Source organism: Mesorhizobium sp. CA7, assembly GCF_020165015.1.
Taxonomy (GTDB): domain Bacteria; phylum Pseudomonadota; class Alphaproteobacteria; order Rhizobiales; family Rhizobiaceae; genus Mesorhizobium.
Genome location: NZ_JAIUHH010000032.1, coordinates 1 through 21,081, shown reverse-complemented (window position 1 = coordinate 21,081; position 21,081 = coordinate 1). Strand labels below are relative to the sequence as shown.

General features: G+C 65.1%; 23 protein-coding genes. 10 read left to right on the top strand and 13 right to left on the bottom strand.

What is annotated here, in order from left to right:
* Positions 1-60: 60 nt before the first annotated feature.
* Positions 61-735: an ArsR/SmtB family transcription factor gene (locus tag LB552_RS29400; RefSeq protein WP_224611684.1), complete on the bottom strand. Its 675-nt coding sequence runs from the start codon at positions 733-735 to the stop codon at positions 61-63.
* Positions 736-903: 168 nt separating this feature from the next.
* Between LB552_RS29400 and LB552_RS29395 the strand changes: the two genes are divergently transcribed.
* Together LB552_RS29395 and LB552_RS29390 are read left to right on the top strand one after the other, a co-directional pair.
* Positions 904-1,272 (top strand): NIPSNAP family protein, encoded by a 369-nt coding sequence (locus LB552_RS29395; protein ID WP_224611682.1) that lies wholly within the window; start codon positions 904-906, stop codon positions 1,270-1,272.
* Positions 1,269-1,613: an antibiotic biosynthesis monooxygenase family protein gene (locus tag LB552_RS29390; RefSeq protein ID WP_224611679.1), complete on the top strand. Its 345-nt coding sequence runs from the start codon at positions 1,269-1,271 to the stop codon at positions 1,611-1,613. Before LB552_RS29395 ends, LB552_RS29390 begins: the two co-directional genes overlap by 4 nt.
* A 190-nt stretch (positions 1,614-1,803) precedes the next feature.
* Here the strand turns inward: LB552_RS29390 and mbfA are convergent, their stop codons facing one another.
* The gene (gene mbfA / locus LB552_RS29385) at positions 1,804-2,787 is read right to left on the bottom strand and encodes an iron exporter MbfA (protein ID WP_224549729.1); all 984 of its coding nucleotides are present in this window, start codon (positions 2,785-2,787) and stop codon (positions 1,804-1,806) included.
* Between the two features lie 177 nt (positions 2,788-2,964).
* Between mbfA and LB552_RS29380 the strand changes: the two genes are divergently transcribed.
* Positions 2,965-3,288: a hypothetical protein gene (locus tag LB552_RS29380; protein WP_095770189.1), complete on the top strand. Its 324-nt coding sequence runs from the start codon at positions 2,965-2,967 to the stop codon at positions 3,286-3,288.
* A gap of 195 nt (positions 3,289-3,483) precedes the next feature.
* Entirely contained in the window at positions 3,484-4,461 is a 978-nt protein-coding gene (locus LB552_RS29375; RefSeq protein WP_224611678.1) for a threonine/serine dehydratase, read from the top strand.
* Positions 4,462-4,696: 235 nt separating this feature from the next.
* On the opposite strand, the gene LB552_RS29370 is transcribed toward LB552_RS29375, so the two are convergent.
* The 4 genes from LB552_RS29370 to LB552_RS29355 are packed head-to-tail and all read right to left on the bottom strand — an operon-like array spanning position 4,697 to position 8,392.
* Positions 4,697-5,833, bottom strand: a complete 1,137-nt coding sequence (locus LB552_RS29370; RefSeq protein WP_224549723.1) for an ABC transporter permease — start codon at positions 5,831-5,833, stop codon at positions 4,697-4,699.
* The gene (locus LB552_RS29365; RefSeq protein ID WP_224611677.1) at positions 5,830-6,750 is read right to left on the bottom strand and encodes an ABC transporter ATP-binding protein; all 921 of its coding nucleotides are present in this window, start codon (positions 6,748-6,750) and stop codon (positions 5,830-5,832) included. Before LB552_RS29365 ends, LB552_RS29370 begins: the two co-directional genes overlap by 4 nt.
* On the bottom strand, positions 6,747-7,700 hold the full coding sequence (locus tag LB552_RS29360; protein WP_224606536.1) for an HlyD family secretion protein: 954 nt from the start codon (positions 7,698-7,700) through the stop codon (positions 6,747-6,749). Before LB552_RS29360 ends, LB552_RS29365 begins: the two co-directional genes overlap by 4 nt.
* Positions 7,697-8,392: a CerR family C-terminal domain-containing protein gene (locus LB552_RS29355; protein WP_224611676.1), complete on the bottom strand. Its 696-nt coding sequence runs from the start codon at positions 8,390-8,392 to the stop codon at positions 7,697-7,699. The genes LB552_RS29360 and LB552_RS29355 overlap by 4 nt, the downstream gene beginning before the upstream one ends.
* A 90-nt stretch (positions 8,393-8,482) precedes the next feature.
* Here LB552_RS29355 and LB552_RS29350 point away from each other — a divergent pair, with 90 nt between their 5' ends.
* A complete protein-coding gene (locus tag LB552_RS29350; protein WP_224611675.1) occupies positions 8,483-8,956 on the top strand; it encodes a CYTH domain-containing protein in 474 nt (157 codons plus the stop codon).
* Complete coding sequence (locus LB552_RS29345; RefSeq protein WP_224611673.1) at positions 8,953-9,885, top strand: CHAD domain-containing protein; 933 nt, start codon at positions 8,953-8,955, stop codon at positions 9,883-9,885. Before LB552_RS29350 ends, LB552_RS29345 begins: the two co-directional genes overlap by 4 nt.
* Positions 9,886-10,065: 180 nt before the next feature.
* Here LB552_RS29345 and LB552_RS29340 read toward each other — a convergent pair whose 3' ends face one another.
* Complete coding sequence (locus LB552_RS29340) at positions 10,066-10,851, bottom strand: helix-turn-helix domain-containing protein (RefSeq protein WP_224611671.1); 786 nt, start codon at positions 10,849-10,851, stop codon at positions 10,066-10,068.
* A 113-nt stretch (positions 10,852-10,964) separates the two neighbouring features.
* Between LB552_RS29340 and LB552_RS29335 the strand changes: the two genes are divergently transcribed.
* Together LB552_RS29335 and LB552_RS29330 are read left to right on the top strand one after the other, a co-directional pair.
* Positions 10,965-11,819: an ATP/GTP-binding protein gene (locus LB552_RS29335; protein WP_224611669.1), complete on the top strand. Its 855-nt coding sequence runs from the start codon at positions 10,965-10,967 to the stop codon at positions 11,817-11,819.
* 169 nt (positions 11,820-11,988) lie between these two features.
* A complete protein-coding gene (locus LB552_RS29330; protein WP_224611666.1) occupies positions 11,989-12,915 on the top strand; it encodes a DMT family transporter in 927 nt (308 codons plus the stop codon).
* A gap of 9 nt (positions 12,916-12,924) precedes the next feature.
* Here LB552_RS29330 and LB552_RS29325 read toward each other — a convergent pair whose 3' ends face one another.
* From LB552_RS29325 to LB552_RS29310, 4 genes are all read right to left on the bottom strand, one after another.
* Positions 12,925-14,646: a SulP family inorganic anion transporter gene (locus LB552_RS29325; RefSeq protein ID WP_224611664.1), complete on the bottom strand. Its 1,722-nt coding sequence runs from the start codon at positions 14,644-14,646 to the stop codon at positions 12,925-12,927.
* A 133-nt stretch (positions 14,647-14,779) separates the two neighbouring features.
* Positions 14,780-15,049 (bottom strand): helix-turn-helix domain-containing protein, encoded by a 270-nt coding sequence (locus tag LB552_RS29320; RefSeq protein ID WP_140847140.1) that lies wholly within the window; start codon positions 15,047-15,049, stop codon positions 14,780-14,782.
* Between the two features lie 91 nt (positions 15,050-15,140).
* Complete coding sequence (locus LB552_RS29315; RefSeq protein ID WP_224611662.1) at positions 15,141-15,842, bottom strand: phosphatase PAP2 family protein; 702 nt, start codon at positions 15,840-15,842, stop codon at positions 15,141-15,143.
* An 18-nt stretch (positions 15,843-15,860) separates the two neighbouring features.
* The gene (locus tag LB552_RS29310; RefSeq protein WP_224606559.1) at positions 15,861-16,199 is read right to left on the bottom strand and encodes a hypothetical protein; all 339 of its coding nucleotides are present in this window, start codon (positions 16,197-16,199) and stop codon (positions 15,861-15,863) included.
* A gap of 252 nt (positions 16,200-16,451) precedes the next feature.
* On the opposite strand from LB552_RS29310, the gene LB552_RS29305 reads away from it, so the two are divergent.
* Positions 16,452-18,449, top strand: a complete 1,998-nt coding sequence (locus tag LB552_RS29305; protein WP_224611660.1) for a PhoX family protein — start codon at positions 16,452-16,454, stop codon at positions 18,447-18,449.
* A 52-nt stretch (positions 18,450-18,501) separates the two neighbouring features.
* Here the strand turns inward: LB552_RS29305 and LB552_RS29300 are convergent, their stop codons facing one another.
* The gene (locus LB552_RS29300) at positions 18,502-19,182 is read right to left on the bottom strand and encodes a GNAT family N-acetyltransferase (protein WP_224611654.1); all 681 of its coding nucleotides are present in this window, start codon (positions 19,180-19,182) and stop codon (positions 18,502-18,504) included.
* A complete protein-coding gene (locus LB552_RS29295; RefSeq protein ID WP_224611686.1) occupies positions 19,179-19,670 on the bottom strand; it encodes a MarR family winged helix-turn-helix transcriptional regulator in 492 nt (163 codons plus the stop codon). The genes LB552_RS29300 and LB552_RS29295 overlap by 4 nt, the downstream gene beginning before the upstream one ends.
* Before the next feature lie 232 nt (positions 19,671-19,902).
* Between LB552_RS29295 and LB552_RS29290 the strand changes: the two genes are divergently transcribed.
* Positions 19,903-20,940, top strand: a complete 1,038-nt coding sequence (locus LB552_RS29290; protein WP_224611653.1) for a phosphatidylglycerol lysyltransferase domain-containing protein — start codon at positions 19,903-19,905, stop codon at positions 20,938-20,940.
* Positions 20,941-21,081: the final 141 nt, after the last annotated feature.

Here is a 21,081-nt window from a genome sequence, read left to right as displayed (position 1 = left end):
CGGCAGGCCAGAGGGGGGCGCCTCGCGCCGACATTGCGAAGGTATCGCTTGCGCGTGACCCTACGCCAGAAACACCCGCTCAAACTCCTGCCTGCCCGTCGGCGAGAACACCACGGCGCGGCTGTCCTTCTCGCGTCGCGCCCATTTCTCGGCGATGATCTTGTCGAGGATGGCCGCACCAAGCGTGCCGGCGAGGTGCGATCGCCGCACGCTCCAGTCGAGGCAGGCGCGGCAAACCGGCCGCCGCGCCTTGACACCGGTCTCGATGCCGAGCGCGGAAAAATGCGCGGCCCCGGACGGCGAGAGCCTGATTTGGTTGTCGTCGCGCAGCAAAAGCTTCCTGTCGAGCAGCCGGTCGAGCATCGCCACCGCCTGCTCGCCGGCCAGGTGATCGTAGCAGACCCTCGCCACGCGCATGGCCGCGTCGCGCGGTCCCGGCCGCACACGCTTCGGGCCGACCGCTTCGGCGACGCCGATGATCGCCTCGATCATGCCGGCCACCTGCGCGCCGGCGAGACCGTAATAGCGGTGTCGGCCCTGGCTGGCCAAAGTCAGCAAGCCGCCATCCATCAGCTTCGACAGATGCGAGGAAGCGGTGGGCAGCGACACGCCCGCTTCCAGCGCCAGTTCCGACGCGGTCAGCGCCGTACCGCCCATGAGAGCGTTGAGCATGTTGGCGCGGGCCGGGTCGCCGACCAGGCTGGCGATGCGGGCGATGTCGGGTCCTTCACGCATGGTTCGATCCTCATCGAAGCATTCCTGTCAGGGAAGCACTATTCTGCGGTCGGCTCAAGCAGCGCGGCAAACTCTCCTGACAGGAGAATGCCTAGCACAAAGGCGCAAGCGATGTTTCGACCGCGGTCGAACCGTCGTCGTCAAAACTCAACGGACGAGGAGACCGACATGACCATCACCTGCTTCATCCGCTACGAGATCGACCCGTTCGGCAAGGCGGCCTTTGAGCAATATGCGCGGGCCTGGGGCCAGGCCATTCCGCGCTGCGGCGCCGACCTGATCGGCTATTACGCCCCGCATGAAGGCTCGGCCACCACGGCCTATGCCGCCTACAACATCGAGAGCCTCGCGGCCTATGAAGGCTATCGCGCCCGGCTTGCCGCCGACCCGGCGGGCAAGGCGAATTATGAATTCGCGCGGCGCGAGAAATTCATCTTGAAGGAAGATCGCCTCTTCCTGAAGCTGGTGTCCGGGCCGCATGGGCCGAGACAGGTCTTTCGCACCGACGTGGTTGTCAAGGAAGGGGTCGAGACATGATCGCTGTCATCTTCGAGGTGGAGCCGGCGGAAGGCAAGCGCGATGCCTATCTCGGCATCGCCGCCGAGCTTAAGCCGCTGCTTGAGAGCATAGACGGCTTCATCTCGGTCGAGCGCTTCCAGAGCCTGACCGATCCCAGGCGGGTGCTGTCGCTGTCCTTCTGGCGCGACGAGGAAGCGGTGAAAGCCTGGCGCAACACCGAGGAGCACCGGCAGGCGCAGAAAGCCGGCCGCGGCGGCATCTTTGCCGGCTACCGTCTGCGCATCGCCGATGTCGTGCGCGACTATGGGATGGAGGAAAGGGCCGAGGCGCCGCAGGATAGCCGCGAGGTGAATGGCTGAAGCGCTTTCCCTTCTTCCCTTGTGGGAGAAGGTGTCGCCGAAGGCGACGGATGAGGGGTGTTCCAGCTTGGCGACGCCGGAGGAGACGGCACGTTTGCCGGCGTCTCACTCCGCTGGAGCACCCCTCATCCGTCTCGGCGCTACGCGCCGATCCACCTTCTCCCACAAGGGGAGAAGGAGAGCGCCGGCGCTACGCATTGCCGATCAGCACGCCCGCCCCGAACACCAGCGCGCCGCCCAGCACCACCTGGAAGGCAGCGCGCCAGAAGGGGGTCTGCATGTAGCGGTTCTGAACGAAAGCGATCGCCCAGAGCTCGAAGAACACCACCACCGCCGCCACGGCAGTGGCCGTCCAGAAATGCGGGATCAGATAGGGCAGCGCGTGGCCGAGGCCGCCCAGCGAAGTCATCAGGCCGACCGTGAGCCCGCGCTTGATCGGCGAGCCGCGCCCCGACAGTTTGCCGTCGTCGGAGGCGACCTCGGTGAAACCCATCGAGATGCCGGCGCCGATCGAGGCGGCGAGGCCGACCAGAAGCGTCTGCCAGGTGTCGTGCGTGGCGAACGCCGCGGCGAAGATCGGCGCCAGCGTCGACACAGAGCCGTCCATCAGCCCGGCCAGCCCGGGCTGCACATAGGTGAGGATGAACTGGCGCTGCTCGGCCGTCGCCTCCTCCACCTTAACGGTTCCCGGCACATGCTGCTGCTCCAATTCATGCGCCGAGCTTTCATGACCCTGCTCGGCCGCGGCGAGGTCATTGAGCAGCTTGCGCGTCGAGGCGTCGGTTGTGCGCTTGGCCGCCTCGACATAGAAGCGATAGGCCTGCCGCTCCATTTCCTCGGCCTGCCGCCGCACATGCTCGATGCCGAGCGGCCTCACCAGCCAGTCCGGCTTGCGCTCGAAATAGCCTTTCACATGCTCGCGCCGGATCAGCGGGATGCGCTCGCCGAAGCGCTTGCGGTGAAGCTCGATGAGCGAATCGCGATGGCCGTCCTCTTCCTCGGCCATCGCCTCGAACACTTTTGCCGATTGCGGAAAGTCCTGCGCCAGGCCATCGGCATAAGCGCGGTAGATGCGTCCGTCATCCTCCTCGGAGGAGATCGCCAGCGCCAGGATCTCCTGCTCCGAAAGCGAATCGAAGGAACGGCGGCCGAAGCCGAAAACACGGGAAAGCATGATGGGATCACTCTACTTTAGAATTGTTCTAAACTAGGATCTTGGCAGCCGAAGGTCAATTGCCAACGGCGCGGGCTGCGGGCACGCGAATGCTGATCCCGCGGAGACCAAACCCTTCATTATTGCCGAATGTTCGCCTATATAACTGACCGCCACCGAAATTGAAGGACGCCCGGCATGACGGACAAGAAGCCCCCGCACGCATTTGACGCCAAGCCGGTTCTCGATCTCATCGCCAGCATCGAGGCCGACCTGCAGCGCCTGAAAGGTCTTGTCGAGGAACAGCTCGACAAATTCGACCCCGCCAATCCGCACAACAAGACGCCGGACGGCAAGCTGACCGAGGAAGGCGCCGAGTGCTGCTACCGCATGTTCGACGAAGGCAAGTCGCGCTACACGGTTTCGCAGCAGATGAAGATATCCTTCGCCGCCGCCACCCACCGCTTCAACTCCTGGCGCAAGCTGGGCGGCAGCAAAAGGACGAAGACGCTGCTGGGGTGAGAGGTTCCCGACAGGCGCAATGTCGGCGGGACAGCACCCCCCTCTGGCCTGCCGGCCATCTCCCCCGCAAGAGGGGAGATCAGCAGTTCCGCCGCCGTCGCCATCGTGGCAAACCTTGTCTCCATGACATTTTTTCGTTGGCGCGACGCCTCGGTTTGCGTGCACCATGACGGGGCTCATCCCGCGAGGCCCATCATGCTCACCCTGCCCGGCATCTCCGACATCCGCGCCGCCGCCGAGCGGCTTTCCGGCCTGATCGTCGAAACGCCGCTCATCGAATCGCCCGAACTCAACAAGCGCTATGGTGGCCGCATTCTGTTCAAGCCCGAGACGCTGCAGCGCACCGGCTCCTTCAAGATCCGCGGCGCCTACAACAAGCTGTCGAGCCTAAGCGAGGAAGAGCGCGGCCGGGGCGTCGTCGCCTTCTCCTCCGGCAACCACGCGCAAGGCGTGGCGGCCTCGGCCGCCATGTTCGGCGCCAAGGCGGTGATCGCCATGCCGGCCGATGCGCCGGCGCTCAAGGTTGGCAATGTCCGCAAGATGGGCGCCGAAGTGGTGCCGTTCAATCGGTACAAGGACGACCGCATGGCGGTCGTTCGCCCCTATATCGAAAAGGGCATGGTGCTGGTGCCGCCCTTCGACGATCCGGCCATCATCGCCGGCCAGGGCACGATCGGCCTGGAGCTGATGAAGCAGGCGAAAGCGCTCGGCGTGGCCCTCGACGCCGTCGTCGTTCCTTGCGGCGGCGGCGGCCTGTCTAGCGGCATTTCCGTCGCGGTCAAGGACGCTTCGCCGAGCACGCAAGTTTGGGCGGTCGAGCCCGAGCATTTCGACGACACGCGCCGCTCGCTGGCCAAGGGCGAGCGGGTCGCGAACGAGCCCGGCCACAGCTCGATCTGCGATGCGCTGCTCACCGCCGAGCCGGGCGCCATCACCTTCGAGATCAACCGCCGGAATCTCGCCGGCGCCATCGCCGTCTCCGACAAGGCCGCCGCCCAGGCGATGCGTGACGCGATGGCCTATCTCAAGCTGGTGGTCGAGCCCGGCGGCTGCGTCGCTTTTGCCGCGCTGTCATCCGGCGAGATCGACCTTGCCGGCAAATGCGTCGCCGTGGTGCTCTCCGGCGGCAATGTCGATTTCGGCACCTATGCGGAGATCATGGCGGCGGCATAGAGGCGCGGCCTGCACGCGAGAATCGTTGTGATCCTTCGCGCCCCCCTCTGTCCTGCCGGACATCTCCTCCACAAGGGGGGAGATTGGCAGTTTCGGCGCCTCGCCCATCTCTGCAACGTTTGAGGTTGGCGACGGTCGGCGAGGCGTCCGATCTCCCCCCTTGTGGGGGAGATGGCCGGCAGGCCAGAGGGGGGCGCTGTCCCGCCAGCCTTTGTGCGCAAGATTTTCCGTGATCTCAATCCAGCGTGCGCCTGAACCGCACCAGCGCCACGCCGGCAAACAATGCCACGAACACCACCAGCCAGCCGACTTCCGTCGCCACCGCCGGCAGCTCTGCCCCTTTCAGCATGACGGCGCGGGTGATGCGCAAAAAATGCGTCAGCGGGAAGATCTCGCCAAAGATCTGCGCCCAGCCCGGCATGCCGCGATAGGGGAACATGAAGCCCGACAGCATGATCGAGGGCAGGAAGAAGAAGAAGGTGAGCTGCAGCGCCTGCATCTGCGTGCGCGCGATCGTCGAGATCGTGTAGCCGAGCAGCACCAGCGACAGCACGAACACCAGCACGGTCGACAGCAGCAGCGACAGCGACCCCATGAAGGGAATGGCAAACAGCAGCTTCGCCGCCGCCAGCACCACCACCACCTGCACCGCGCCCACCACCAGGTAGGGCAGCACCTTGCCCATCATGATCTCGAGCGGGCTCGACGGCATGGCCAGCAGGTTTTCCATCGTGCCGCGCTCGGTCTCGCGCGTCAGCGCGATCGAAGTCATCATCACCATCGTCATCTGCAGGATGACGCCGAGCAGGCCGGGCACGATGTTGTATTGCGAGATGCCTTCGGGATTGTAGCGCCGGTGCACGACGACATCGAGCTGGCCGCGCGCCGCCTCCTTGGCCGTTTCCTCAGTGCCCTGTGCCCTGAGCAGCGCCTGGCCGGCCACGGTGCTCAGCGTCGAGATCGCGCCGCTGGCCACCGCCGGGTCGGTTGCGTCGGCCTCGATCAGGATCTGCGGATTGTCGCCGCGCTCGACGCGGCGGGCGAAATCGGCGGGGATGGTGACGACGAAGGAGACGTCGCCACGCGCCATCAGGAACTCGGCTTCCGCCGCACTTTGCGCGACATGGTCGAAGCGGTAGTAGCCGGTGGTCTGCAGCGCCGAGACCATCGCCCTCGTATAGGGGTCGCTGCTAGTCGCCACAAGCGCGGCCGGCAGGCTCTTAGGGTCGTTGTTGATCGCATAGCCGAACAGCACCAGCTGGATCAGCGGCACCCCCAGCATCATGGCGAAGGTGATGCGGTCGCGCCGCATCTGGATGAATTCCTTGGTCAGCAGCGCGCCCAGCCTGGCGAAGGAGAAGACCGCTTTCATGCCATATTGTCCTTCGAGCCGGCCATGAACTGGATGAACACATCCTCGAGGCTGGTCTCGCCTGGCTTCACGGTAACGCCCTTGTGTTCCTTCTCGACGTCGGCCAGCGCCTTTTCGAGCGCCGCCTTGTCGGAGCCGACGACATGCAGCGTCGCGCCGAACGGCGCCACCTGGTCGACGCCGGGCCTGCCCTGCAGCGCCTCGGCCACCTGGTCGAGCCGCGGCCCCTGCAAGACGAAAGTGGTCAGCCCGGCATTCTTCACCACCTCGTCCACGGTGCCGGTGGCGAGCATCTTGCCATAGGAGATGTAGCTGATGCGGTGGCAGCGCTCGGCCTCATCCATGTAGTGGGTGGAGACGAGCACGGTCAGCCCGCCGCCGGCAAGGCGATGGATCTCGTCCCAGAACTCGCGCCGGGCCTTCGGATCGACGCCGGCCGTCGGCTCGTCGAGCAGCAGCAGCTTCGGCTCGTGCATGATGCAGGCGGCCAAAGCCAGCCGCTGCTTCCAGCCGCCGGAAAGCGTGCCGGCCAGCTGGTTGCGGCGGCTGGCCAGGCCGAGATCCTGAAGCGTGCGCGAGACATACTCCTCGACCGGCCTCAGCTGGTAGAGCCGCGCCACGAATTCGAGGTTCTCGCCGATCGTCAGATCCTCGTAGAATGAGAATTTCTGCGTCATGTAGCCGACTTCGCGCTTGATCTTGAGCGCGTCGGTGCGGATGTCGAAGCCCAGCACCGTGCCGTCGCCTTCGTCCGGCGTCAAAAGCCCGCACATGATGCGGATGGTCGTCGTCTTGCCCGAGCCGTTCGGCCCGAGGAAGCCGACGATCTCGCCTTCGGCGACCGTCATCGTCACATGGTCGACGACGGTCTTATCGCCGAAGCGCTTGACCAGGCCGCGAACGTCGATGGCGTTCATTGCCCGAGATCCGCAAGATCGACATCGACGATCTGACCGGGCTGCAGTGGTCCCGCATCGCCCTCCGGCCGCGCCTCGACGAGATAGACCAGCTTCTGCCGGTTCTCCAGCGAGTAGATCACCGGCGGCGTGAATTCGGGGTCGGGCGAGACATAGCTGACGCGTGCCTTCAGCCCTGTCCCGCAGCCGTCGCAACGGACGTTGAGCTCGGTGCCGACCTTGACCGCCGAGAACGCGCTTTCGGGGACATAGACGCTGAGCTTCACGGCGCCGTCCGGCAGCATCGAGATCACCGGCGCGGTCGGCCCGGCTGTGTCGCCTGGATTGCGGATGACGTCGTTGACGCGGCCAGGCGAGGGCGCCGCCAGCACCCGCTTCGACAGCCGCCACTCGGCCTGCTCCAGGGTCGACCGCGCCTGCTTGACCTGGTTGTCGGCGGCCTTGATGGTCTCGGCCCGCGCCGGCAGATTGCCGACGGCGAGATTGGCTTCCGCCTGGCCGACCTGGGCATTGGCGGTCTCCAGCGAAGCCGAGGCGGTGTCGTAATCGGCCTGGGTGCCGGTGCCGCGCTTGTAGAGGTCGCTGGCGCGGTCGTATTTGCGCTTGGCGTCGGCCGCCTGGGCCTTGGCCATGTCGACCTCGGCCTTGAGCACGGCGATTTCCTCGGGGCGCTTGCCGACCTGCAGATCGGCAAGCTGCGCCTGCGCCTGCGCAAGTGCTGCTTTAGCCTGCGCAACCTCGATCTTGGCGTCGGCGTCTTCCAGCGTCGCCACCGCCGTGCCGTTCTCGACGCGGTCGCCGCGCCGAACCGACACCGTCGCCACCTGGGCCACTTCGATCGGCGCCATCAGCACATATTCGCCTTCGACATAGCCGACGGCCAAAGGTGCGGCCGGCGCGCAGGCGCCGAACAATTGGGCCGCGAGCGGCAGCGAACAAAGAAAGCTCATGATTTGCCCTTCTTGCCGGCGGCCCCCCGCGCGGCCAGCATTGCCCTGAGGTTGTCGGTTGCGACCGCCACCACCTTGGCGGCCTCTTCATTGCCGATGTCGTGCCAGCCCATCCGGCGCATCACCGCCTCGCGGCCGATGCGGAAATAGATGACCTGGCCGATCATGGTGAAGACGGTGAGCTTGGTCGCTTCGCTCTCGGCCGGCTCGCCGGTCGCCTGTTCCCAGACCTGGCACAGCCGCCGGTGCGTCGGCTCGAACACGCCGGCATAGATGCGGTCGAGCGCGGCCGTCGGATGCGAGAGCTCGCGAAGTACGAATTGTACGATCTCGCCGGCCTGCGGACTGGCCACGACGAAACCCACCATCCGCTCGAGCGCCGCGAAAAGCTGCGCCCGGGCTGCTTCCGGGTCCAGGGGAGCCGCTGCTTGCACGCCGCCCAGCGCCTGGCCGGCAATCCCCTGGATGGTGTCGACGATGAAGTCGGCGGCGGCGGCGCGCAGGCCTTCCTTGCCGCCGAAGTGATAGGCGATTGAGCCGATATTGGCCTTGGCCTCGGCCGCGATCTCCCGCGTCGAGGTGCCGTCGAAACCTTGCCGCCCGAACAGCCTGAGCGCCGCGTGGACAAGCGCCGCGCGCGTTTGATCGGCGGTGCCGACCTCGCGCTGCGGCCTTCTTGCGATTTTGTTCATACCTACACTTTAATCAATCGATTGATTAAAGTCAAATTTGGCCTCGACTCGGCTTGCCTTCCCGGCCCTCACAGGCTTTAGTGCCCGGCCATGAGCAAGGAAGTCGAGCGCAAATTCCTGGTCTCCAGTCCCGCCTGGCGCGGTGAGGTCGAGGCGGAAATCCGCGTTCGTCAATTCTATGTCGCCGCGCAGCCCGGCCGCACGGTGCGGGTGCGCATCAGCGACGGGCGCTCCGCCAAGCTGACGCTGAAGTTCGGCGACAGGGCGCGCGAGCGCGACGAATTCGAATATTCGATCCCGCTTGCCGAGGCCGAGGAATTGATGGCGTTCGCCGTCGGACGTGTCATCGAGAAGACACGCCACCATGTTAGACACCGCGGCTATCTCTATGAAGTCGATGTTTTCGGCGGCAAGCTCGCGGGGCTGGTGATCGCGGAGTTGGAGACGCCGGAGGACGTATCTGACGAAATGCTGCCCGACTGGCTCGGTCGCGAGGTCACCGGCGAGTCGAGGTTTTACAACGCGTCGCTGGCCCTCGGGGGGATTCCGGAGATCGCCGCATGAGCTTCCGCATCGATCCGCGCTTGCCGCTGACCGGCGAGGTCAGGCGCATATTGGCCGACGAGATCGGCAAGGCAGTCGCTCATCTCGAGATGGCGCGCGAGAAGCCGGAGCAGGGACTGCACAAATGCCGCAAGCGGCTGAAAAGCGTGCGCGCCTTGCTGCGCCTGGTTCGTTCCGGAGACGAACCGTTCTGCCAGACCGAGAACGAATGCTATAAGCAGGTGTCGGCGCTGCTGGCCGGCCCGCGCGAGGCGACCGCTCTCATCGAAACTATCGACCGTCTGGCCGATGCCTTTCCGGAACAATCCGCAGGCGGCGGTCTCGACCCCGTGCGTGAACGGCTGGTGCTGCGCCAGCACGAGCTCCATGCCGGTCCCGGCCTCGACGCCGCCATCAATGCGGCGATCGCCGCATGCCGGGAAGGCCTGGAGCGCATCGACAGGCTGACTTTGCCCGACCAGCCGGAGCAGGCGGCCGACATATTGGCCGACGGCGCCCGCGCCACCTTGCGGCGGGCGAAGAAGGCGCTGGACAAGGCGGAATCACGCGGCGCGGCCGACGATTTTCACGACCTGCGCAAGGCGGCAAAGACGCACGCCATGCATCTGTCGCTGCTCGGCCGCCTGTGGCCGACGCCGATCAAGGCGCGCCGCAAGGCGGTCGACAGGCTCGGCGAGCAGCTCGGCGAATTGCACGACGTCTTCGTCATCTGCGCCCTGCTCGACGCCGAAGGCGAGCCGCTCGGCCCCGCCGACGAGACGAAGCTTCTGCGCAAGCTGCTGAAGCGTGCCGAAAAGAGCCTGGCCAAGGCCTGCCTTGCCGATGCTGCCGAGCTGTTCGGCGACAGCCCCAAGCGCTCGGCCAGGAGATTGGCCCGCAAGGCGCGCGATGATCTCGCCGGACCCCAGGAAGAAGCAAAGGCGGCTTAGCGCGGCGTGTCTCCTTCTCCCCTTATGGGAGAAGGTGGATCGGCGCTGAGCGCAGAGACGGATGAGGGGTGGTCCAGCTTGGCCAACACGCTCGTTAGTCGCTGATGTCTCATTCCGTGGAACACCCCTCATCCGTCGCCTTCGGCGACACCTTCTCCCACAAGGGGAGAAGGGGCAGCGCTACGCCGGCAACGCCCGTTTCTCCTTAGCCGCCCGCGCACCCGCATCCCTCGGATGCGGCCCGATCGGCATGATCGCGGGAAAGGGCGTCGCGCCGAAGGCGAAGGTCCACTTGTAGCCGGTGAGCTGGTCTTCGGGCGTGGTGTGCTGGTCGTGGTGAGCGAGCAGCCTGGCGCGTTCTGCGAGCTCCTCGGCCTCGCGCCGCAGCATTTCCGCCGTTTGCGGCCGCATGCGCCTGGAAAAGCTGATGAAGGTCGCGGCCTGCTCCATATGGCCGATCGCCCAGCCGATGAAGTTCTTGTTGGTCATCTCGAAATGCGGCTTCAGCGGCCCCTCGAAATCCCACTGGATCGGCGCGTCGACCAGCAGCCTTGCCGACAGGCCGCGCCCCAGCGCCACCAGCCCGAGCTCCTCGAGGTCGCGCAGGTAGAGGAACATCGAAGCTTCGCTCAGGCCTTGCGAGCGCATGATGCCTTCGGGCGTGAACTTCTCCGACAGCATGACGAAGACGAAGAGCAGGGCCGGCCGCGCCGCCAGCCGGCGCTCGATCTCCGGCGCGATGCGGTTGGCCGGACCCGGCCCGCGGTTCATTGCGCCGAGAACGTTCTCCAGCTCGACATCGGCGGCGGCGCAGATCTCCATCAGCCGGTCGAGCTTGCAGTTCTTCTCATGGAAGATGCGCTTCACCGTCGGCTCGGAAATGCCCATGCGCTCGGCCAGCGTCCGATAGGTCAGGCCCTTGGCCTTCAGCGTCCGTTTCAGCGCCTCGAAGATCGGACCATTCATGGAATGCACCTCGTTCGCGCGAATTCGTATTGAACTGCGATACTAGTCTCGTTCCGGCTTCCAGGAAAGTATCGAAAATCCTAGCTCTCTGCCGTCATCACAGGAGAGCACCCATGAAACACCTCGTCGCTTCAACCGTCCTCGCCGCCATCTCCGTGTCCGTCGCGCAGGCCGGCGAGCTCTGGCGGACCACTGGCTTCGAGCAGCCGGAATCCGCGCTGGTCGATGCCGCCCACGACCGCATCGTCGTCTCCAACATCGTCGGCAATCCCGGCGCGGTGGACGGCAATGGCTATTTGTCGCTCTTGTCGATGGACGGCAAGGTCATCTCTCGCCACTGGGTGGACGGCATGGACGCGCCCAAGGGCATGGCGATCACCGGCGGCAGGCTCTACGCCGCCGACATCACCAGGGTGCGCGTCGTCGATCTCGCCAGCGGCAGACTGGTCGAGACCATCGATGTGCCGGGCGCCGTGTTCCTCAACGACATGACCGCCGACAGCGCCGGCAACGTCTATGTCAGCGACATGCTGGCCGACACGATCTACCGCATCGACGGCGACAGACCGGAGCTGTTCGTCAAGGATGCGCTGCTCGCCTCGCCGAACGGCGTCTTCGCCGATGGCGGCAGGCTGATCGTCGCGTCCTGGGGCAAAGGCATCAACACGATCGATTTCAGCACCGCCGAGCCCGGCGGCCTGCTGTCGGTCGACCTTGCCACGAAGAAGATCACGCCGCTGCCCGGGGCCCAAAAATTCGCCGATCTCGATGGCGTCATCGCCATTGGCGACACCATCTACGCCACCGCCTACATGACCGGCACGCTCTACAGCTACAAGCCCGGCGGCGCGCCGACGGTGGTAGCGCAGTTCAAGCCGGGCAGCGCCGATATCGGCACGGACGGTAATGCGACCATCTATATGCCGTTGATGGGCGAGGGCGAGGTCGCGGCGCTGTCAATGGATTAAGCATGTCGTGGCGGAGAGCATTGCAACGCCGGCGGGACAGCGTTTCGCATCTCGGCACTCAGCGATGAGGCGAGCTTTTCGCCTCGCCGCTCGATATTGGACCGCCATGTCGGTGCGGCTGCCATCTGGTTTCGCCACCCGCTCCGGACTATTCGGCGGCAACCCTCATGTGAGCAAAGCCGTGAAGACATCCAGCCTGAACGGCGCCGTTTCACCGACGATCCCGGTGCTCGTCTGCGCGCTGGCGATCTTCCTGCTGTCGGGCATGGATGCGGCGATGAAGTCGCTGGTCATCGCGGTCGGCGTCTACAATACGGTGCTATGGCGCAGCATGGTCGCGACCGTGGTCGCGGGCACGGCCTGGTCGATGGGGCCGCGCTCGAAACCGACCCTCCCGGTGCTCGGTCTGCATGCGCTGCGCGCGGTCATTGTCGGCATCGTCCTAGTCTCGTTCTTCTGGGGTCTCGCCAGGCTGCCGCTCGCCGAAGCCATAGGCCTGAGCTTCGTCGCGCCGTTGTTTGCACTTTTCCTCGCCGCATTGCTGCTGGGCGAGCGCATAAGGCGGCAGGCGGTGTGGGCGTCGCTGGCCGGCATCGCGGGCGTCTTGATCATACTGGCCGGCCAGTTCGGGCAGGCAGGCCATTCGCAGGATGCGCTTTGGGGTACGGTCGCCGTGCTCGTATCGACGGTCTTCTACGGTTACAATCTGATCCTCGCTCGACGACAGGCACTTCTGGCCAAGCCGGTCGAGATCATCCTGTTCCAGAATATCTTCGTCGGGATCATCCTTGGTTGCGCGGCGCCCTGGCTTGCGATCGCTCTGCCGAGAGAACTTTGGCTCCCCTTGGCAGGCGTTGCGATGCTGTCGCTTGCCGGCCAGTTCCTGATGAGTTGGTCCTACGCCCGCGCCGAAGCGCAATATCTCATCCCGACAGAATACTCGGCCTTCATCTGGGCGATCGCGCTCGGCTGGTTCTTCTTCGGCGAGAAGGTGGCCTGGACCACGCTGGCGGGCGCATGTCTCATCGTCGCCGGCTGCCTGATCGCCGCACGAGCCAGCCCCAAGCTTGCCGAGCCGATCGAAGCGACCGTTTGAGCAGGGCGCCTACGCCGTCTCCGCTTTTCCGCCCAGCTGCGCCCGCGCGTCACGGATCGAGGCTGCATAGGTCACCAGCGGCCGCTTGACGCCATGGCTTATCAGGGTGCGCCTGACTTGCGACGAGGCGCCCGCGATGATGAAGCGTCCTCCGGCGCGCCTTGCGTTGTTCGCCGTGCTTTCGATGACGTTTGCCGCGGTCGAATCGAGGAAGGGCACAGCCGAGCAATCGAGGATGAAGTTCCTGTGCTGGTCGGCGATACGGTCCAGCACGGTCGCGATCGTTGCCGCAGCGCCGAAGAAGAACGCCCCCGATATGCGATAGATGACGGTATCCGGATCGGTGGCGGCGGCGAGGTCATAGGCAACGCGCCCGCCATTTGCGGCGTCGGCGCGGTCCTCCGTCACCGGCGGGACATGTGCCTCCACCTCGACCGAACGCGCCATCCGCCCGATGAACAGCAGAGCGCCCAGCGCAAAGCCGACCACGATGCCGGTGGTGAGGTCGCGGAAGATGACAAGTCCGAAGGTGACCAGAAGCACCAGGGCGTCGCCCCAGGACGATCGGATCAGCGCCAGGAAGGCGGGCTTCTCCACCATGTTCCAGGCCACCGTGGCCAGCACCCCGGCAAGCGCCGCCAGCGGGATGTAGCTGGCAAGCGGCGCAGCCACCAGCATGAACAGCAGCAGGAAGGCGGAATGGAATATTCCCGACAACGGTCCATGCGCGCCCGCGCGGATGTTGGTCGCCGTGCGCGCGATCAGTCCAGTCACGCAGATCCCGCCGAACAGCGCCGAGCCGATATTGGCGATGCCCTGTGCCACCAGTTCGCAGTTGGAGCGGTGCCGTCGTCCGGTCATACCGTCCGCGACCACGGCGGAAAGCAGCGATTCGATTGCTCCGAGCAGAGCGAAGGAAATTGCGTCGGGCACCACGGAGACGAGCTTCTGCGCATCCAGCGCCGGAAGAGCCGGATCCGGCAACATCCGCGGAATGCCACCGAATTGCGTTCCGATCGTCTCTACGGGAAGACCGAGAAGCGTCGTCGCCAGCGAGGCCGCCGCCACCGCGATCAGGAGGCCCGGCCACGAAGGGCGCCAGCGCTTCATGGCCACGATGATCCCTATCGTCAGCGCGGCGAGCGCAATGGCCGCCGGGTTTGCCGTTCGGGCCGCCTTGCCGAGCGCGATAAGCCGCGGCAGCAGGTCGCCTGGCTCCTTGCCCGGCAGCGTCAGGCCGAACAGGTCGTGCAACTGGCTGGACAGGATGATGACGGCGATGCCCGCGGTGAAACCCACCGTCACCGGATACGGAATGAACTTCACATAGGCGCCGAGCCTCAGATAGCCGGCCGCGAGCAGGAAGACGCCGGCCATGAGCATTGCCAGGATCAGCCCGTCGACACCGTGCCGGTCGACCGTCGAGGCCACGACCACGATGAAGGCGCCAGCGGGCCCGCCGATCTGGAAACGGCTGCCGCCAAGCGCGCCGACTATGAAACCGCCGATGATCGCCGTAAACAGTCCGCGCTCGGGCTCCACATGCGAGGCGATCGCGATCGCCATCGACAGCGGCAACGCCACGATGGCGACCGTCAGGCCGGCGATCACATCGGCCCTCAGCTGCTTGAGGTGGTAGCCCTCGCGCAGCACCGTCACCAGCTTTGGTGTAAACAGCTCGGCGAAGGTCGGCCGTGCTTGGTGGTGAATTGCCCGCCCCGCCTGATCCATGAACTGCTTCCGCTCCACAGGGCGGCGGGATCGTCGGCTGGATGTCGGCGGTCGCCGTCGCGATAAAACCGTTGCGACGCCGCATCGCTGCCCGAAAACCGGCAACGGTTCCCGAGACGGACACGGTTGCGGCTCAGCCCTGCGGGTTCTGCGCCACGGTGGCCTTGAGGCGCACGCCCCTGCCGCCGCGTTCGCTGGTCTGGTTCTCGCCGATCAATTCCACCCCGGCCTCATCGAGGGCATGGATGACCTTCATCAGCGTGTCGACGACGCCTCGCACAACGCCCTCGCTCGCTTCCATGCGCTGTATCGTCGGAAGCGAGACGCCGGCGCGCTCGGCAAGCGTTCGCTGGTCGATACCGGCCAACGCCCTTGCGGCGCGCATCTGCGCAGCAGTGATCATCGGCCAGAACCTTTGTCTGAGTCTGCGATACCAATGGATAATACAATCATAGTGATGTTTCAAGTATCATCTAATATGGGTGAGACATTGGTTATTCGCTATCCTTGACGACTTTGCGTCGCTGCAGCAGCCGCGCCGCAAGCCAGCACAGCATGGCCCAGGCAAAGCCCGCGCACCAGCCTGCAAGCACGTCGGAGGGCCAATGCACGCCGAGATAGACGCGGCTGGCGCCGACCAGCACGGTGGTGAGCACGGCGAGGCAAAGCACGAAGACTTTCGTCCTGCGGTCCGGCAGGAAGCGGGCCGCCAAGGAACCGAGCGTCAGATAGGTCACCGCCGACAGCATCGCGTGGCCGCTCGGAAAGGACAGCGAGGTCTCGGTGACGAGATGCGAGACGAGATCGGGCCGCGGCCGGTCGACCTCGAGCTTGAGCAGGCTGGAGAGCGCTTGCCCGCCGGCGACGGCCGCGAACATGAATAGGGCTGTCGAGGGTCTGCGGATCAGGAGCAGATAGAGGATGGTCGCCGTCGTGATCAGCACCAGCACAGCGGTGCTGCCCAGCGCGGTGATGTCGCGCACCGCGCCCTCCAGCCAAAGCGGGCCGATCGGGCTGTCCGGCTGGCCGGCGCGGCGGAAGGCGAGCAGGATCTCCGTATCGAAGGTATGCGGCGTCGTGGCGCGCGCCACCTCCATGAGTTCCACCAGGCCCCATAGCCCGCCGGCAATCACCAGCCCGGCCAGCAGCACCGGGAATTCCAACTTGTTGAGGAGCGCGTTGGCGGTCGATTTCATTCGGGCCCTCGGGTCCAGCTACAGCCGCTGGATATAGGGCCCGAGCGTGATCAGCGCGACCGCGGCGATCGCCAGCACCATGCCGATCGCCTGCAAGGCATTGAGCCGTTCGCCGAAGAAGGCGATCGCCACGACATTGACCGCGACAAGCTGGATCACCGCCGATAGGCTGAACGACACCGACATGCCGAATTCCCGCACCAGCCTCAGCATGATCAGATTGCCGGCCGAGTAGAGCGCCAGCGTCAAAAGCAGCTTGGCCAAGCTCGGCGCCAGCCCCCATTGCTTGGCCGCCATCGCCGCCAGCAGGAATATCACGGTCGAAATGCCGAGCTGCGCCAGTCCCCAGAAACTCACCTTGCCGCCCCCTTTTTGAAGCGCCGTCGCCACGCCGGCCAGCCCTTGTTTCCCGAAGCGGGCGATGTCGTCAAGCTGACCACAGCCAAGCGCAGGCGCTCAAGGGACTGAAGCCGGGTGTCGCAAAAGCCGCCGCGAGCCGGCAAACACTATTGCGGTTCTATCACGGCAGTGTCACGAAAATGTGATCGGCGCGCTTTAGGGGTCGAAGGGTCAAAATCCCCAGCCACTCAAGAAGCCAGAGGACAACTCATGACCGTGACCCCTGAGACCCGTTTCCGGACCAGCCAGCTCGAGGAAAATGACGGCCCGCCGGTCAACCCGACCGACAACCGCACCATGGGCGAGATCATCGCCGCGCGTTTCTCGCGCCGCGGCTTTCTCATGGGGTCGCTGGCCGTGTCGGCCATCGCCGCCACCGTCAGTCCGCTGGCGCTGATTGCGGCCGACGAGGCGCGCGCCGCCGAGGCTTCGGCCTTCAAGTTCGACGAGCTCGAAGCCGGTATCGACGACAAGCACCATGTCGCGCCCGGCTATGACGCCGACGTGCTGTTGCGTTGGGGCGATCCGCTGTTTGCCGATTCCCCCGACTTCGATCCGCTGAAGCAGTCGGCCGAAGCCCAGGCAAGACAGTTCGGCTACAACAACGACTATGTCGGCTATATTCCGATCGACGGCTCGGCCGAGCACGGCCTTTTGGTCGTCAACCACGAATATACCAACCCGCATCTGATGTTCCCCGGCATCGTTTCGATCGTCGAGAAGGACGGAAAGAAGAAGGCCGAGGTGGCGCCGCTCTCGAAGGAGCAGGTCGATGTCGAGATGGCCGCCCATGGCGGCACCATCGTCGAGATCCGCAAGCAGGACGGCAAATGGCAAGTGGTGCGCGACGGCAAGCTCAACCGCCGCATCATGTCGACCACCGAGATGGCGCTCTCCGGCCCGGTGGCGGGCCATGACCGCGTCAAGACCAATGCGGACCCGTCCGGTACCAAGGTCATCGGCACCCTCAACAATTGCGCCGGCGGCGTCACGCCCTGGGGCACCTATGTGATGGCCGAGGAGAACATCCACGGCTATTTCTCGGGCGAATTGCCGGAAGGCCACAGGGAAGCGGCCAATTACAAGCGCCTCGGCATTCCGGAAGGCGCCTATGAGTGGGGCGCGCATTACGACCGCTTCAATCTTGCCAAGGAGCCGAACGAGCCCAATCGCTTCGGCTGGATCGTCGAGGTCGACGTCAACGATCCGAACTCGACCCCGAAGAAGCGCACCGCCATGGGGCGCTTCAAGCATGAGGGCGCCGAATCGATCGTCGCCAAGGACGGCCGCGTCGTCTTCTATCTCGGCGACGACGAGCGCTTCGACTATGTCTACAAATTCGTCACCGCCGGCACGTTCAACCCCAATGACCGCGCCGCCAACATGAACCTGCTCGATGACGGCACGTTGCATGTGGCCAAATTCGCCGAGGACGGCTCGGTCGAATGGATGCCGATCGTTTTCGGTCAAGGCCCGCTGACGGCGGAGAACGGTTTTGCTTCCCAGGCCGACGTTCTCATCGAGACGCGCCGCGCCGCCGACCTGCTCGGCGCCACCAAGATGGACCGGCCGGAGGACATCCAGCCCAATGCCGGCAACGGCAAGGTCTATGTCATGCTGACCAACAATTCCAAGCGCAAGGCCGAGCAGGTCGACGCCGCCAATCCGCGCGCCGAGAACGCTTTCGGCCACATCATCGAGATCGTCGAGGATGGCGGCGACTTCGCCGCCACCAAGGGCAAATGGGAAGTGCTGTTGAAATGCGGCGATCCTTCCGTTGCCGATGTCGGCGCCACCTTCTCGACAGCGACCACCGCCCATGGCTGGTTCGGCATGCCGGACAATTGCGCCGTCGATTCGGCCGGGCGCCTGTGGGTCGCCACCGACGGCCAGGGCCCGAAGGCCACCGGCCGCACCGACGGTCTCTGGGCGGTCGATACCGAGGGTGCCGCGCGGGCAACGTCGAAACTGTTCTTCCGCGTGCCGATCGGCGCCGAAATGTGCGGCCCGCTCTTCGCGCCGGATGACCAGACAGCTTTCGTCGCCGTCCAGCACCCGGGCGACGGTGGCGAGGACTGGGAAGGTTTCAGCCGCCCATCCTATTACGAGGACCCGTCGACCCGCTGGCCGGACTTCAAGCCGGACATGCCGGTGCGGCCGTCCGTCGTTGCGATCACGAAGCAGGGCGGCGGCAAGATCGCCGTGTGACCTTGTAGCCGAGACGTCGAGAGGGAGGATTTCGATCAAATCCTCCCTTTCGTTACTCCGCGCGTTGAACCATGGCCATGTTGATCTTGCTTCTCAAGCGGAAGCCGATGGACTCGTAAAGCCTGATCGCCGCAGCGTTGCTCTCATAGGCGTGCAGGTATGGAACCTCGCCGCGTGCCGCGATCCGGCCGGCGACGAACACCGACAGCAGGCGGGCAAGGCCGCCGCCGCGGAAATCCGGATGCGTGCACACGCCGCTGAGTTCCGAGTATCCGGGCTGCTTCATGCGCTCGCCGGCCATTGCCGCCAGCCTGCCGTCGATCCTGATGCCCCAGAAATCGCCGAGGCTCAGCGCCTCCAGCGTGAAGGGACCGGGCTTGGTAAGAGACGCGAGCGCCAGCATTTCCTCGGCATCGTCTTTTTTCAGCTGCCGAATGCGCTCATCGGAAGTCACCGGCATCGGCGCTTCGGCGATCATCTGCACCAGCGGCGCTGCCGAGATCGTGGAGATTTCCGGCGGCAGGGCGATCTCATCCGCCTGAACCAGGACGGCTGTTTCGCCCGACGGGAGAAGCCAGGTCAGCGCTTGCAGGCTGTCCGCATCGTCGGCGGCAGTAGCAGCGAAAGGCACGATCGACGGACGATATCGCCTGGCAAGGTCGCCGCCTTCGGCGAAAGCCTGGTGCCGCGTTGCAAGCGCGCTCCAGATGGGGCGGTCCAGAACATGTTTCACGATGCGGCCAGCTTGGCATTTTCGACGCGGCGATGGAGCGGTGTTGCGGCAAGACGATCCTCGATTGCCGCAAGCTGGCCGAGCAGCGGCCCGGAAAGATCGGCGCACAAATCCCCCACGGCATTCTCGATGCTCGGCCAGATCTCCCGCTTCGCCTGGTCGACCAGACGCCGGCCGTTGCGGCTCAGCGAAACGATCCTGCGACGCTGGTCGTCTTGCGAAGGGTTGACCTCGACCAACCCCAGTTCGGCAAGCAGCGCCACGCTGCGCGTCACGCCCGGTTGCGCGATGCCCAAGGATCGGGCCAGTTCGCCGACCGGCACCGGGCCCAGCCTGTCGAGCGCGGCGAGCAGCGGGTATTGGCTCGACTGAATGCGCGTGTCCAGGCGGTCGAGCACGCGTTGCGTGTCGGCCTGCAGCTGCTCGCCTATGCGCTTCATCCGGCTGCCGAGGCAGAGAAAGCCGAGGGATCGGAGGACGTCTTCCATAATAGCCCAGCCATGTATCGATAATTTGATATATACATGCCATGGAAATATCAAGCCGATCTTTGCATGTCCGTTGCGGCAGCCGATGGGCGATTCGGACGCTTTGGGACATTTGCCCTTCATTCGCCGCCGATTGCATCCTATATCGCGCTGACGCGACGCGGCCGGCGGCGGTCGCCGGCGATTCGCGACCTGAGGGCGGCAGGTCATCACTTCTTGGCACGCGGAGCTCATGGCGCCCCTGCGCATCCATTTCGACAGGCTTCTCGATGCCGTGGCACCCAAGGTCCCGCGACGCGACCTGACGGACGACGAACGCCTGGCGCTAGTGCGCCGTTACGGCGATTTCTCGCTCGCCTATTCGACGGCCGTGCAGCAGAAACTGTCCTATTTCAGCGATGGCGACGGCTACATCGCCTTCGGCACCAAGATGAGCCATCATTTCGCGCTTGGCGATCCGGTGGCAGACCCGGCCGACCGCCCGGCCTATATCAAGCGCTTCGTCGAGACCGCAGGCAGCCCCTGGTTCGTCCAGGTCGGCGCCGACACGGCCAAGGTGCTCGCCGGCCTCGGCTACCAGGTCAATCGCCTCGGCATCGACACCAGGCTACCGCTGCCTGCGCATGATTTTTCCGGCAAGCGCAACGAGACCGTGCGCTATTCCGAGCGCTGGCTGACGAAGAAGGGTTTTACCCTCACCGAGGACAAGGGCAACGGGCTGCAGGACGAGATCAAGCAGCTTTCCGCCGACTGGCGCAAGGAGCGCATCATCAAGCGCTGGGAAATGGGGTTCCTCAACCGTCGTTTTTCCGAAGAGATCGGCGCCGACATGCGGCGCTTCCTCCTGCACGGACCTGAAGGCCGGCTTCTCGCCATCCTCGACTTCGACCCGTTGTTTCGCGACGGCAAGGTCATCGGCTACACCACCTCCTTCAAGCGCAAACAGGTCGATGCGACGCCACATGCCGAGATCGGCCTGACCAAATTCGCCGTCGACCGCTTTCGCGAGGAGGGCGTCTCACAGGTGACGCTCGGCCTCTCGCCGCTGCTCGACATCGAGCCGAGCGGCTTCGCCGAATCGAGCTTCTGGCGCGGCACCTTCCAGCGCGCCTATAACTCGTCCTGGGTCAACCGCTCGCGCTTCAACCTGCAGGGCCAGGCGGCCTTCAAGCGCCGCTTCCATGGTATCGAGGAGCCGACCTATATCGCGTTCCGCAAAGGGACTTTCGTGGAAATGCTGGGCCTGCTGCGGCTGATCAAGGCGGTTTAGAGCAGGTTCTTTCCTCTCCCCACTTCGTCTACGCTATGCACACATCTTCTGTGAGTGACTGGTGAGGCCGAGGCTTGATTGCCACGTGGTTCCCCCAATCCGTCGCTGCTTCGCAGCGCCACCTTTCCCCCCTCCGGAGGG